The organism is Neisseria sp. HMSC061H08 (assembly GCF_001836795.1).
GTDB classification, from domain to species: domain Bacteria; phylum Pseudomonadota; class Gammaproteobacteria; order Burkholderiales; family Neisseriaceae; genus Neisseria; species Neisseria subflava_A.
In genome coordinates, this window is sequence record NZ_KV830583.1 from 19,160 (window position 1) to 33,425 (window position 14,266).

Genomic DNA, 14,266 nt, shown 5'->3' on the forward strand with positions numbered 1-14,266 from the left:
AATTTTGTTGAAAGAACAGTAATTATACTCATTAAATCTTTATCGGCATAGCATGTTCAGGCCGTCTGAATCTTCAGGCGGCCTGAGCCTATGATTTTTGCAGCCGCTATTTCAATCGGATGTAAAACGTACCGTCCGGCACGACGGGCAGGTATTTGCGGTAGAAGTCCAGATAGGTCTTGTTTGGGTCTATGTCGGCAAACTGCTGCGGATACAGGGTTTTGGCGATAAATTGCGCGCTGGCCAAATCGGTGAGCGAGCGGGAGGCGGTGTGGTAGATGCCGTAAACGCGTTTGTTTTTGACGGCAGGAATGTCTGCCCAGCCTTTGCGTTTGACAAATCCGGCCAGGCGGCGTTGCGCATCGGCCTGGCTGATGCCTATGCCCATCGCCATAATGTCAGGCTTGTCTTTATGGCCGTTTTCCGTCCCCGAAATGACGATGACGTCGGGTTTGGCCGTCAGGAATTTTTCAGGGTTTACCGGTCCCCAGTTTTTAACGTAAGGCGCGGCGATATTGTTGCCGCCTGCTGTGTCGGCAATCGCGCCCCACATATCTTTGCCGAAGGTGTAGCTGTATTCGGACGGGCCTTTGTCGCCGAACTCGATATAGATTTTCGGTTTGGACTGCTTGGCGCGCGCGACGCGTTTTTGGATGTCGGCAATGCCTCGGGCGTATTCGGCGGCAATTTTTTGGGCGCGCGCCTGCGTACCGTTGAGTTCGCCGAAAATTTCCGCACTGCGCGTGTGCCGCGCGACGGTTTCGGCGTTGAAATCGACCACGACGACGGGTATGCCTGCCGCTTCGATACGCGGCAGGTGGGTGGCGACGGCCTTATACTGCCAGTCGGCCAGAATCAATACGTCCGGCTTGAGCGCGAGCGTTTTCTCCAGTGAAAACGTGCCGGTGTTGATGTTGCCGATGTCCGCAATGTTTTGCAGCGTAGGCAGCTTCTGTTTGAATATCGCCCAGCTGCCGGGATTGAATTTCTCCCAAAACTCACGCGAAATGCCGATGACGTTTTTAAATTTGTCCGCGCCCGTTACCGCGATATAGTCGGGGTAGTAAAACGCCAAAACCGCGCGTTTGACAGGGACATCGACTTTGACTTCGCGTCCCAATACGTCTTTGATAGTTTTGATTTCGGCTTGGGCAAAAAGGGGCAGGAGGGCGAGGGCGGCAAATAAAGCGCGTTTGTTCATGAGCGGATACTTTCAAAGAAATGATTATCATTTGTTTTGTTTTTAGGAGAAAAGTTCCCAGACGGTCCTTCTGCGCCGACATTATTTTCAGACGGCCTTTTGTTCGTTGTTTAAACCACGCCGAAAAAGTAAAATAACCGTTTTAAAAGATTTTGGAGCCATCATGACCGTCAAAACCCGTTTCGCCCCCAGCCCCACCGGCTACCTGCACATCGGCGGCGTACGCACCGCCCTGTTCTCATGGGCGTTTGCCCGCCATCATAAAGGCGAGTTCCTATTGCGTATCGAAGACACCGACTTGGCGCGCTCTACTGCCGAATCCGTCAACATCATCCTCGACGGCATGAAATGGGTCGGCCTGAACTACGACAACGCCGACAACGTCGTGTACCAAACCCGCCGCTTCGACCGCTACAAAGAAGTCATCGCCGAACTTTTAGAAAAAGGCCATGCATACTACTGCTATTGCAGCAAAGAAGAGCTGGAAGCCATGCGCGAGAAAGCCGAAAAAGAAGGCACGGCGACGTATGACCGCCGCTGGCGTCCGGAAGAAGGCAAAACCCTGCCAGAAATCCCGGCCGACGTGCAACCCGTTGTCCGTTTCAAAACGCCTTTGGACGGCGTTACCCAATGGACGGACTTGGTCAAAGGCGAAATCTCCATTCCCAACGAAGCGCTCGACGACCTGATTATCGCCCGCGCCGACGGCACGCCGACCTACAACTTCTGCGTCGTCGTGGACGACTACGACATGGGCGTTACCCACGTTATCCGCGGCGACGACCATGTGAACAACACGCCGAAACAAATCAACATCTTAAAAGCCATTGGCGCTACCCTGCCCGAATACGGCCACCTGCCGATGATTCTTAACGAACAAGGCAAAAAAATCTCCAAACGCAGCGGCGATACCGTTGCCATCACCGATTTCGGCGCGATGGGCATCCTGCCCGAAGCCATGCTCAACTATTTGGCACGCTTGGGCTGGGCACACGGCGACGACGAATTCTTCACAATGGAACAATTCATCGAATGGTTTGATTTGAAAGATGTTTCCCCATCTCCAAGCCGCATGGACTTGAAGAAACTCTACTGGATTAACGGCGAACACATCAAAATCACGCCTAACGACAAACTGGCTGAAATGGTAAAACCCCGCCTCGCCCTGCGCGATATCCACGAAACCAGTAAGCCCGCTTTGGAAGACGTGTTGGCATTGGTCAAAGACCGCGCCCAAGGCCTGAACACCCTCGCCGACGAGTGCCTCTACTTCTACGTCAAACAAACGCCTGCCGAAGCAGACGTGCAGAAACACTGGGACGATGAAGCCGCCGCCCGTATGCTGCGCTTCGCCGAACGCCTCGAAGGGCTGGAAGACTGGAACGCCGAAGCCATCCACGACCTCTTCAAACCTTTCTGCGACGAAGAAGGCATCAAAATGGGCAAACTCGGTATGCCCCTACGCCTCGCTGTCTGCGGTACGGCAAAAACCCCAAGCGTCGATGCCGTATTGGCATTAATCGGCAAAGAAGAAGTGTTGAAACGGATCCGTTCGTAAGGCATGAATGATAAAAGGCCGTCTGAAAATTTTTCAGACGGCCTTTTATCATAAAACCAGAAAATAATGGAATCAGGCGGAGAATATGAGAAAATAATGCCTGCCTGTCGAAACAGATGATTGGATTAACTTTTATTAGTAGCCTGAATATAAAATAAGCCATCAAGAACAAAGACCAATAAGCCTATTATGTAAACTTGGCGGCTGAAAAATCAGCTCTGCGCTTTACTTTACAAATCAAACAACTTTAAAGGAAAACCCATGAAAAAAACCTTACTTGCCCTGATGATGTTATCTGCCGCCGCGGCGTATGCCGGTGAGGCAGAAGACCGTTTGCTGTCCGTCCAATCGGTTTACCGTGCCGCTTTGCATGAGCAAAACAGCAACGACAGCAAAATCATTTCCCTGCAAAGCGATTTGGAAAGCGCGCAGCGCCGTTTGCAGGCTGCGCAATCCGATATTGACCGTTTGAAAGGCGAAATTCAGACGGCCTTGGCTCAGAAAGAGCAGCAAAATGCCAAGCTGCAACAAGCCGGCCAGATGTTGGATGCGGCGTGGAATGCTGTTTACGGCGTAGGCGGCAGCAAGGCGAATCAATAATTTAGACATTGTATTATTTGCGTTTTACGCTTCTTTTATCATATTTATAAGGAAACCTCATGTCCCTACCTCCCTGCCCGAAATGCCACTCCGAATACACTTACGAAGATGGTGCCCAATACGTTTGCCCTGAGTGCGCCCATGAGTGGAACGAGGCCGATGCTGTGGCTGCAAGCGATGATGTATTGGAAGTCAAAGATGCCAACGGCGCGGTCTTGCAAGATGGCGATACGATTGTCTTGATTAAAGATTTGAAAGTCAAAAGCAGCTCTATGGTCATCAAGCAAGGCACCAAAGTCAAAGGCATCCGCCTGCAAGAGGGCGACCACAATATCGGTTGTAAAATCGATGGCAGCGCGATGAACTTGAAATCTGAGTTCGTCAAAAAAGCCTAAAGATTTTATCTTTGAAAGGCCGTCTGAAATCCGAAGATTAGGATTCAGACGGCCTTTATGCGGTTCATTCAAAATAAAACAAATCTTTATTTAAAATTAAATAAATTTAATGGAGTTGAATTTCAGGCCGTCTGAAAAAGCGACGGCAAAATGTTCCGCACATACGCGGGTGTAAAACCGTTAAAATAACGCTTTCCCCTATTCTACGGAACCATGATGCCTCAGCCGACCGCCAAACAGATTTTGCACGAAGTATTCGGTTATCCCGAATTTCGTGGTAAGCAGGAGGCTATCGTCTATGCTTTGGCCGGCGGCGAGAGTTTGATGGTGCTGATGCCGACGGGCGGGGGCAAGTCTTTGTGTTACCAGATTCCGGCGCTGATGCGTGAAGGCGTGGCGGTTGTCGTATCGCCGCTGATTGCGCTGATGAACGACCAAGTGGCCAGCCTGCATGTGGCCGGGATTGAAGCGGCGGCAGTCAACAGCAGCACATCGGCAGATGAGGCGCGCGAGATTGTCGACAAGCTTGCCCAAGGCCGTCTGAAACTGCTTTATGTTGCGCCGGAACGCTTGGTTACCGACCGCTTTTTGCGTTTTCTCGACCAACAAACCGTCAGCCTGTTTGCCATTGATGAGGCACATTGCGTCAGCCAATGGGGACACGATTTCCGCCCCGAATATCAACAGCTCGGCATGCTTGCCGAACGCTATCCGAACGTCCCGCGCATCGCCCTGACCGCTACCGCCGATGCGGCCACGCGCGCCGACATCAAGCATTATCTGCATTTGGACAATGCGCCCGAATTTATTTCCAGCTTTGACCGTCCGAATATTTATTATCAGGTTATCGAAAAAAATAATGGCAAAAAACAATTGCTGGATTTCATCCGCAAGCAGATGCATGGGCAAAGCGGCATTGTGTATTGTTTAAGCCGCAAAAAAGTCGAAGATGTGGCGCAGTTTTTGTGTGAAAACGGCTTGGAGGCGATTCCGTATCATGCCGGTTTGAGCATGGACGTGCGCGAGGAAAACCAACGCCGCTTTACGCATGAAGACAATATTATTGTGGTGGCGACCGTGGCGTTCGGCATGGGCATAGACAAACCCGACGTGCGCTTTGTCGCCCATCTCGATATGCCCCAAAGTGTCGAACATTTCTATCAGGAATCGGGGCGCGCCGGCCGTGACGGGTTGCCTGCCGTGAGCTGGCTGTGTTACGGCTTGAACGATTGGGTGTTGCTGCGCGAACGGATTGCCGAAGGCAACAGCGACGAAGTGCAAAAGCAAATCGAAATGCAAAAACTCGATGCCATGCTTTCCGTCTGCGAAACCGCCGCTTGCCGCCGCGTACTGCTGCTCAAACATTTCGGCGAAGAATCCGAACCCTGCGGCCATTGCGACAACTGCCTGCATCCGCCCGTGCGGTTTGACGGCACGGTGTTGGTGCAAAAATTACTCAGCTGCGTGTACCGCGCCGGACAACGTTTTGCCGCCGGTTACATCACCAACCTTTTACGCGGCAAAAGCGATGATTGGATACTGCGCAACGGCCATGATAAGTTATCCACATTCGGCATCGGCAGCGAACAGACTGACAAGGAATGGCGCAGCGTCATCCGCCAGTGCATCAGCCTGGGCTATCTCACCGTCAATGTCGAGCAGCATCAAGCCCTGCAGCTGACCGAAGCGGCAAAAAAAGTCCTCAAGGGCGAAACCGAAGTCATGCTGCGCCCCCTGCGCCGCGAAAAAACGGCCACCCAAAAGCCGAAAGACGATTGGTTGCGCACCGAGCGCGAAGAGCGTTTGTGGCAGGCATTGCGCCAGTGGCGGCAACAACGCGCCCGGGCGGAGGAAGTACCGGCCTATGTGGTTTGCGGCGACAAAACCCTGAGCGATATTGTCGAAAAAATGCCCCGAAGTTTGGAAGATTTGCATCAAATCTACGGCTTGGGCGAGGCGAAAATCAATAAATTCGGTTTGGAGATACTCGACGTTTGCGAAACGGCCGAAGCCGGTACGGTTTCCACAGACAGTACACAAGTTATCCATAGTTTGGGAGAGCGCGAACAGGCCTTAAAACAGGCTTTGGAAACGTGGCGCGAGCAGCAGGCAAGTGCCGATCAAGTCACGCTGGGAACGGTGTTCTCCAACGAAAGCATGGACGACTTACTGACCAATACGCCTGCCGAACCCATCGACCTTTTGGGCGTGTATAAACTCGGCGAAAAACGTATCGAACAATACGGCGAGGGCATTTTAAACATCTGCCGCCCGTTTTCAGACGGCCTGAGCGAAGAGGACAAACGCAAACGCCGCTTGATGCGCCGCCTGCTTCAGTGGAACATCGATACTGCCCGCCATGAAGGCCTCGAAGCCTATCAGATATGCAGCAAAGTTACCCTACGCGCCATTGCCGCCCGACGGCCGCAAGATTTGGCGGAGCTGGCGGAAATCCACGGCATGAATGAGGAAAAAACCGACAAATACGGCGCGGAAATTGTCGAATTGTGCAAACAAGCGGATTAATGGATTGCGATTATCATCAAAGGCCGTCTGAAACCCAATCAAGCATGGTGTTTCAGACGGCCTTTTTGGATTTTTAATCTTTATAAAACAATGAATAAGAAAATATCTTCATTTATTTTGTCAGTTTTTTAAAGTTGCCGCGTCTAAACAGGCATGAAAAATGGGATGGTGCCGATGAATTTTTCGTCCCAGCCCATTCGACACACATCGATTAGGAAAATAAATGAACACCTCATCCAACCCCTCTTGGCAGGCTGCTTTCGGTTTGTTGGCACTCAGGCTTTTTGCCGCGTATGAATTTCTTGAATCCGGCTTGGAAAAATGGAACGGGGAAAACTGGTTTGCAGAAATAAACAGTCAATTTCCCTTTCCGTTCAATTTGTTGTCGGATACGGTCAACTGGAATTTGGCTATGTGGGCGGAACTGGTTTTGCCTGCGCTGCTTATCGTCGGCTTGGCAACGCGGCTGTCCGCGCTGGGATTGATGGTTGTAACGGCTGTCGCATGGTCTGCGGTACATGCCGGCTTAGGTTACAATGTGTGCGACAACGGTTATAAAATGGCACTGATTTATTTGGTGGTTTTATTTCCTGTCCTATTGCAGGGCGCTGGCCGTCTGTCTTTGGATGCACTGCTGAAGAAACGCTGTTGCCGCATCAAGCATTTTCTTTAAGGATTATCTTTAAGGATTAATGGTCGCGGGCCGACTTTAAATGCCCGATATTATCCCTTGATTTGTTTTAAAACCCATATTTTAAAAAGGAAGTTGAAATGAAAAAAAATGTAGCTACTGCTTTGGCCGGTGCACTGTCCCTGTCTTTGGCTGCCGGTGTTGTTGCCGCTGATAAAGCCGCCAGCGACGTGGCTGTTGAGAAAACTGTTAAAGCTGCCGAAGGTACTTGCGGCGCGTCTGCCAAAGCCGGTGAAGGTTCTTGCGGCGCAGCCATGAAAAAAGCACACGCCAAAAAAGGCAAAGCATCTAAAGCCAAAGCTGCCAAAGTAGTAGAAGGCAAATGCGGCGAAGGTAAATGCGGTTCTAAATAATCCTGCAACATACCTTTAACAAAGTCGCATTTTACAAACGAAAATGCGACTTTGTCGTTCATACGGCACCATAACAGGACATCACCATGATTCAACATGCAGGCTTGGGCTACCGCCGCGACTTGGCGGAAGACTTCCTCTCGCTTTCAGACGACAGCCCGATACGCTTTATCGAAGCCGCCCCCGAAAACTGGCTGAAAATGGGCGGCAGGGCACGCAAACAGTTTGACCGCGTGGCGGAACGGCTGCCGCTGGCGTTGCACGGATTATCCATGTCGCTGGGCGGACAAGCCCCGCTGGATACTGCCTTGATAGACGGCATCAAAGAAATGATGCGCCGTTACGACTGTACGTTTTTCTCCGACCATTTGAGCTACTGCCACGACGGCGGTCATCTCTACGATTTGTTACCGCTGCCTTTCACTGGAGAAATGGTGCAACATACCGCGCGCCGTATCCGCGAAGTGCAAGACCGGTTGGGCTGCCGTATTGCCGTAGAAAACACGTCCTACTACCTGCATTCTCCGCTTGCCGAGATGAACGAAGTTGAGTTCCTCAACGCGGTTGCCCGTGAAGCCGACTGCGGCATTCATTTGGACGTGAACAATATTTACGTCAACGCCGTCAATCACGGACTGTTGTCGCCCGAAGCCTTTTTAGAAAATGTGGATGCAGGGCGCGTGTGCTATATCCACATTGCCGGACATGACGTGGAAACGCCGGAATTGTTGATTGATACCCACGGCGCGGCGGTTTTGCCGACCGTTTGGGATTTGCTCGAACTCGCCTATGCCAAACTGCCGACGATTCCGCCCACCCTGTTGGAACGCGATTTCAATTTCCCGCCTTTTGCCGAACTCGAAGCTGAAGTCGCTAAAATCGCCGACTATCAAACGCGTGCCGGAAAGGAATACCGCCGTGCAGCCTGAAACCTCCGCCCAATATCAACACCGCTTTGCCCAAGCCATACGCGAAGGCAAAGCCGCCGACGGACTGCCGCAAGAGCGCCTGAACGTCTATATCCGCCTGATACGCAACAATATTCACAGCTTTATCGACCGCTGTTATACCGAAACGCTGCAATACTTTGACAGCGAAGAATGGGGCCGTCTGAAAGAAGGTTTCGTCCGCGACGCGCGCGCTCAAACGCCCTATTTTCAAGAAATTCCCTGCGAGTTTCTCCGATATTGCCAAAGCCTGCCGCTTTCAGACAACCTCTTGGCCTTGATGGACTTTGAACACACCCAGCTGCTCGCCGAAACCGCTCAAACCGACAGCCAAACAGTCTATGCCGATTCAGACGATTTGGCTTACACCCTTTCTCCCGCCGCCTTTGTGCGCCGTTATCAGTATGACGTGACCGACGAATTACAGGAGGCGGAAACTGCCGTTTTGGTGTGGCGCGATAATGAAGACGACGTGATGTACCAAACCCTCGACGGTTTCGACGCCTTATTGCTGGAAACGCTGGCAGAGACGCCCACTTCCCTAAACGGTCTGCAAACCATGCTGGCAGAGTTCATGCCGTCTGAAAACGCTTGGCAGGACGCATTAAGGCAGAAATGGACGGATTGGCTGGAACAGGGCATTTTGGTTGCGGCATAAATCAAGGCCGTCTGAAAATAGGTGCAGTCGGTTTTTGTAAAACAAAAATACTACTGAAATCGTTTATAGATTCAATCGCATGCTCTTGCCGTATCAGCGTAAAATCAGAAGCATATTGATCATTCATTTCATACTGATACATTATGGCCCTACCCGAACTGACCGATGCCGAGCTTGCCGAATCTCGCAAACTGTTGTTGCGCTTTGCCCATATCCAGCTGCCCGACCGCCCCGATTTGGCGGAAGACCTTGTGCAGGAAACCATGCTTTCCGCCTACCGTGCGGCCGAAGGTTTCAAAGGAGATGCACAAGTGAGTAGCTGGTTGTTTGCAATCTTAAAAAACAAAATTACCGACTGCCTGCGCCAAATCGGGCGGCAACGCCAAGTTTTCGTCACGCGCGACGAGGAAGCCTTGGATGAAGCTTTTGAAGGACATTTTGCCGCCGACGGGCATTGGACGGATGAAGGACAGCCTCAGGGTTGGGACTCGCCCGAAGCCAGTTTAAACAATAAAGAGTTCTACCAGGTTTTGCAGACCTGCCTCTACCATCTGCCGGAAAATACCGCCCGCGTGTTTACCATGAAAGAGATTCTCGGCTTTTCAAGCGATGAAATCCGCGAGCAATGCGGCATCAGCCATGCCAACTACCACACCATCATGCACCGCGCGCGCGAAACCTTGCGCCAGTGCCTGCAAATCAAATGGTTCTCCCATGTCTGACAGGAAAACGCCATGAAAAAATGCCGCAAAATAACCGATCTGATTTCCAAACAGCAAGACCAAGTGCGTCTCAGTCTTTTTAACCGCATTGCCCTTGCCGTCCACCTGTCGCTCTGTCCCCGTTGCCGCGAATATAAGAAACAGCTCGCATTAATTAGCAACGCCATGCATAAGATGTTTCGATGATTCAAAAAAGGCCGTCTGAAACCTACCCCTGTCCGTTTCAGACGGCCTTTTTGTGTCCGCTTGATTTATCGCTAACCTTGAATAAGCCGTGGCTGGCTGCCCGCTTTTTTAGTTGCCTTTATTTTCAAACTTGCGCCGTTGGCCTTTGTCTTTTGAGGCATGGGAGAAAGATTCTAATACGGTAGAACAAGAAAAAGGCCGTCTGAAAGATGAATTTCAGACGGCCTTTTTCACGGCTTTTAGTGTTGTTCTTCCGGCTCGGGTTCGTCTTTGCCGAACCAGTTGTCAAAGCGGATGGTGTATTTCAACTCGCCGCCGGATGAGCGTGTGCCGATGCGGGCAATGGCTTGGATGGCGCGGGTCAGTTGGTACACGAGTTTGACGGATTGTTCGGCGCTGGAGATGCCGTATTCGTAACCTACGTAGAGGTTGTTGGTGAGCTGTTTGCCGACGGTCAGGACTTGTTCGGCAGGGTTGAGCTCGCCGGTTTGGGCGTTGCGGCTGCGTTTGCTGGTAAAGCCCAAATCATCGACAAGGCCGATGCGGTCGTTGACTTGGCCGGCAAGCAATGCGCTGGCGGCGGCGGAGAGTGTAGCGTTGTCGCCGTCGCTGCCGCTGCTGGCACGGTTGAGGATGAGCCAGGAGAGTTTGTCTTTTTCGCTCATGGCTTCTTTGGCAACCAAGGTCACGCGCGGATTGCTGAGGCTGCCGAGGACTTCGACACCTGCGCCGACCGGGGAGAGACGGCGTTCGGCACGGATGTTGAGGTTCGGATCGGTCAGCGGGCCGACAAAGGAAACCGAGCCTTTGGTGATGTCGAGGTCTTGGCCGTAGGCTTTGTAGCGGCCTTTGACAACGCGCACGGTACCGACGCCTTGGACGGCTTCGCCGGGGCGGGACGTGATGGTCAGTTTGCCGCCGATGGTAACGTCTGCGCCGTAGCCGACAAAGCGGACATTGTCGTTGATGTTCAAGACAAGGTTCAGATTAATCGGCGTGGTGGCCGTTGCTTCTTTTTTGGTTTCGCCCAGTACAACCACGTCGTCATCGAGGGTCGGCATGGAGGATTTTTGCGAACCAAACCTGCCGTAGTCGGTGTTGAGCGTGCCGTTGAGCGATACGCCTTTTTCCGGATTGTAGAGGACTTTGGCCGCACCGGAGAGCTGCAGTTGGCGGTTTGGACGCGAGAGGGTGCGGTATTTGTCGAAGACGATGTCCACGTCGACATCGGGGTTGGCGTTGGCAAGGTTGACCGCGCCTTTGAGCTCAATCGTGCCGCCTCGGTGGAATTTGAGGCTGTCGATCACCCATTTTTGACCCTGCAGGCGTGAACGCAATACGCCGTTATCGAGAATTAAGCCTTGGGTTTGATGGCGGTAATAGAGGTTGTCGCCGTTAATCAGGCCGCTCAGTTGCGGATCGTTCAGACGGCCTGCCAAGTTGACGGCGGCGTTCAGACGGCCTTTGAGGGTCTGGCCGACGGGCAGGAAATTGCGGAAGACTTCGAGGTTGGCAACGTTCAGGTTGAGTTTGCCGCTCAGAGGGGCGGTGTCGAAGCTGCTGCCCTGACCGATGTTGACGGTACCGTCGGCCCGGCCGTAATTGGTTTGGAGGTCGAGGTTGCTGTTGACGGTAGGCGAACCGAGTCGGCCACCGATAGTGGCGGTCGCGTTCAGACGGCCTGCAATGCCTTGGGCTGTCGCCGGCATAAAGGATTTGAGCGAGCCCAAATCGGGAACGCTGATATTAATCTTGCCGCTGACGGGAGCGTTGTTGATGTTGTTGCCGAACTGTTGGGCGATGCCGAGCGTGCCGTCAACTTTGCCGAAGCGGGTGTTGCCTTCCAGCGTGCTGTCGATGCGGCCGTTTTGGAAACGGGTGCGCAGGGCGAGCGCGGAAAGTCCCAAAGGCTGTTTGTTTTTCGGATCTTTGCTCGGCAGGATGATGTCGCCGCTTTGACGGTTGATGTTGAGGAAGCCGCGCGCGTTTTGACTGTACGCCAAATCCCAGTCGCCGCCCAAGACGAGGTTGTGTTCGATGGGCGGGGTGTAGAAGTTGTGCAACTCGGTAATGTGTAGATTTTGCGCGCTGCCTTTGCTGGTAATGCCGGCTTTTTTGTCCCAAACGAAATTTTGCAGGTTGAGGCTGCCGCCCATGGCCGCCCAGCGTGCGCTGCTGAGGGAGACGCGTTCGCTGCCGGCTTCGAGGTTGAGGCGGTTTTGCAGTTTGAGGTTGAATGCGCCGCTGATGTCGAGCGTGTCGACCGTGCCTTTCCATTGGGTTTGGTCTTTGTTGAGGCCGCCGGCGGCGTCGAGGTCGAGTTTGTAGCGTTTGTTGTCCACCGCCATGTTGCTGTTGCCGCGGATATGGTGGTGCGAGCCTGTGCCGCTGATGAGCAGGTTGACGTTGTCGATCATGGCCGCGCCGCCGGAGACGGCGATGTGTTCGCCTTTGATGTCGGCACTCAGCGGACGGTTGGTGTCGGGCGAACCTTTGAGCTTGAAGTCGAGGGTGCGGATGTTGACGGCATCGGCGACTTTGAAGTTGCGCGCTTCGCCGTTCAAATCGGCTTCAAGGGTTTTGAGGCCGTCTGAAAAGCTGCCGGAGATGTAGCCGCGCGCGTTGAGCAGGCCGCCCAAGCCGAAGCCGAAACGCGACAAATCGGGGGCGGTAATGTTGAGGTTGAGGCGGTCGCCTTTTTTGCCGAAGCTGCCGTTGGTTTTAACGATGTTGCTGCCGAGGGTCAGGTCGGTCAGGGCGCGCGAGAGGTGTTTGTTTTCATAGGCGACGTCGGCTTTACCACTGAGCGGAACGCCGTTGAGCGTACTCGGTGCAAACTGCATTTTGCCGGCAAATTTCTCTTGCGCCAGTATGCCGGTCAAGTTGATGTTGCCGTTGACGCTGCCTTGCGGAAGCTGCGGATCGATGCGCGCAGGATTGAAGGCTTTGCTGACGATGTCCAGTTGCAGTTTGCGGTCTTTGAAGAGTTCGAGCGAGCCTTTGGCGTTGAGTTCGCCGCCGTTTTGCGGAACCAGGCGGACTTTGTCGAGCTTGAGCGTGCGCTGGCCGAGCTGTTTGTCGGTTTGGAAAAACAGCATGCCGTCTGTACGCGCAAATCCGCTGTCAAGATTCCAGTTGACGACTGGGGAGGAGGTTTCGCCTTTGACGTCGATACTGCCGTTCAGACGGCCTGCGATGTTTTGACGGACAAAGTCGTCCGCGCCGGTATTGTTGATGCCCAGTGCGAGTTTGAGCTGGTCTTGGGCGGTGTCGATAGAGCCGGATACATCAATGCTGCCGTCTTTGAGCAGGCCGACGCCGATGTCTTCGATTTTGACCGTGCCTTTGTCGTCGACGATGAATTCGCCGAGGATGCGTTTGACGGGGATATGGTTTTCATCGGCAAAACCGGCTTGGTCGTTTTCCAAGTCTATCGAGCCTTCCAGCGCAACGCCGTCTGTAAAGGACGGAATGGTGGTGGCGTCGAAATTAAGACGTGCTTTGGGCAGGGTGGGCAGGAAGGCCTGCGGATTGATGTTGGAACCTTTAACCAGGATTTCGCCGACGGTTTCGTTGAGGCTGTCGGCGAATGGGTGGATGGTGGATTTGGCAGACAAATGAACGTTGTCGCCGTCGAGTAGCAGGTCGGTGTACACGTCTTGCAGGCTGCCCCATAGGCGCACCGTGCCATGTAGGGTTTCACCCTCAAGCTGGCCTTTGGTGTAGATGGCGGTATTGAGGACGTAGGGTTTGTTCAAGCCGATCACCACCGCGCCTGTCGAGCTGCTCCATGGCGTATCGGCGGTTTTGATGTGGAGGCGGTGTTCTTTTTTGTCGTAATGGTAGGCCGCGTGCAGATGGTCGAGATAGACGGTCTGCTTGTCAAAACGCTTGCCCACGCTGATTTTGCCGGTTTCCAAACGGTCGAGATAGGCGGTAACGGGCAGGTCTATGCTGTCTGGCATGCCTTTTGACGGCTCTTCTTCTTTGGGCGGCGTGCGCTTGGTCACAATGGCGATGTCGCCGGCCACGACTTCGGTAATGTGCAAAGACGGACGGAACAGCTCGGACGGTTTCCAATCAAAGCGGAAGCTGCTGATTTTGATGTCCGCACCGTCTGTTTCAATCAACCATTTGTCGCCTTCAAAACCTTCAATCAGCGTGCCTTTCAGCGTGTCCGAAGAGATTTTGACGCCGAACCATGACGGGATTTTGTACAAACCGAAACGCAAACCCGATTCCGTACCGACCAGCCAGCCGATTGCGCCGGCGGAAACGGTCAATACGCCCAAGGCGGACAGGACAAAGCCGCGCAACAGGCGTTTTTTGCGCTTTGGCGGGGCGGGCTGTTGTTCAGGCGGCGTGGAAGTGTTTGCAGTATCGGTCATGATATTTTTCTGTTTGTCTGTTTTTCAGACGGCCTGAAATG

The 14,266-nt window shown here is 53.1% G+C and carries 12 protein-coding genes; 10 read left to right on the forward strand and 2 right to left on the reverse strand.

From position 1 onward, the window contains the following. Window positions 1–106: 106 nt before the first annotated feature. Entirely contained in the window at window positions 107–1,201 is a 1,095-nt protein-coding gene (locus HMPREF2675_RS08670) for an ABC transporter substrate-binding protein (protein WP_070814737.1), read from the reverse strand. A 163-nt stretch (window positions 1,202–1,364) separates the two neighbouring features. Between HMPREF2675_RS08670 and gltX the strand changes: the two genes are divergently transcribed. From gltX to HMPREF2675_RS11295, 10 genes are all read left to right on the forward strand, one after another. Then, entirely contained in the window at window positions 1,365–2,759 is a 1,395-nt protein-coding gene (gene gltX / locus HMPREF2675_RS08675; protein WP_070814738.1) for a glutamate--tRNA ligase, read from the forward strand. Window positions 2,760–3,020: 261 nt separating this feature from the next. Further along, window positions 3,021–3,359, forward strand: coding sequence for a hypothetical protein (locus tag HMPREF2675_RS08680; RefSeq protein WP_004519158.1), 339 nt, complete (start codon window positions 3,021–3,023; stop codon window positions 3,357–3,359). A 59-nt stretch (window positions 3,360–3,418) separates the two neighbouring features. Next, window positions 3,419–3,754: a zinc ribbon domain-containing protein YjdM gene (locus HMPREF2675_RS08685; RefSeq protein WP_070814739.1), complete on the forward strand. Its 336-nt coding sequence runs from the start codon at window positions 3,419–3,421 to the stop codon at window positions 3,752–3,754. A gap of 216 nt (window positions 3,755–3,970) precedes the next feature. Beyond that, the gene (gene recQ / locus HMPREF2675_RS08690; RefSeq protein WP_070814740.1) at window positions 3,971–6,280 is read left to right on the forward strand and encodes a DNA helicase RecQ; all 2,310 of its coding nucleotides are present in this window, start codon (window positions 3,971–3,973) and stop codon (window positions 6,278–6,280) included. Window positions 6,281–6,503: 223 nt separating this feature from the next. Continuing rightward, the gene (locus HMPREF2675_RS08695) at window positions 6,504–6,953 is read left to right on the forward strand and encodes an HvfX family Cu-binding RiPP maturation protein (protein WP_003747831.1); all 450 of its coding nucleotides are present in this window, start codon (window positions 6,504–6,506) and stop codon (window positions 6,951–6,953) included. Between the two features lie 98 nt (window positions 6,954–7,051). Beyond that, entirely contained in the window at window positions 7,052–7,324 is a 273-nt protein-coding gene (locus HMPREF2675_RS08700; RefSeq protein ID WP_070814741.1) for a hypothetical protein, read from the forward strand. A gap of 86 nt (window positions 7,325–7,410) precedes the next feature. Beyond that, entirely contained in the window at window positions 7,411–8,253 is an 843-nt protein-coding gene (locus HMPREF2675_RS08705) for an HvfB family MNIO-type RiPP peptide maturase (protein WP_070814742.1), read from the forward strand. Then, the gene (locus tag HMPREF2675_RS08710; protein WP_070814743.1) at window positions 8,243–8,929 is read left to right on the forward strand and encodes an HvfC family RiPP maturation protein; all 687 of its coding nucleotides are present in this window, start codon (window positions 8,243–8,245) and stop codon (window positions 8,927–8,929) included. Before HMPREF2675_RS08705 ends, HMPREF2675_RS08710 begins: the two co-directional genes overlap by 11 nt. Window positions 8,930–9,072: 143 nt before the next feature. Further along, window positions 9,073–9,651, forward strand: a complete 579-nt coding sequence (locus HMPREF2675_RS08715) for a sigma-70 family RNA polymerase sigma factor (protein ID WP_049349246.1) — start codon at window positions 9,073–9,075, stop codon at window positions 9,649–9,651. 12 nt (window positions 9,652–9,663) lie between these two features. Further along, window positions 9,664–9,837 (forward strand): anti-sigma factor family protein, encoded by a 174-nt coding sequence (locus HMPREF2675_RS11295; protein ID WP_003747841.1) that lies wholly within the window; start codon window positions 9,664–9,666, stop codon window positions 9,835–9,837. A 239-nt stretch (window positions 9,838–10,076) separates the two neighbouring features. Here the strand turns inward: HMPREF2675_RS11295 and HMPREF2675_RS08720 are convergent, their stop codons facing one another. Next, a complete protein-coding gene (locus HMPREF2675_RS08720; RefSeq protein ID WP_070814744.1) occupies window positions 10,077–14,225 on the reverse strand; it encodes a translocation/assembly module TamB domain-containing protein in 4,149 nt (1,382 codons plus the stop codon). Window positions 14,226–14,266 lie beyond the last annotated feature (41 nt).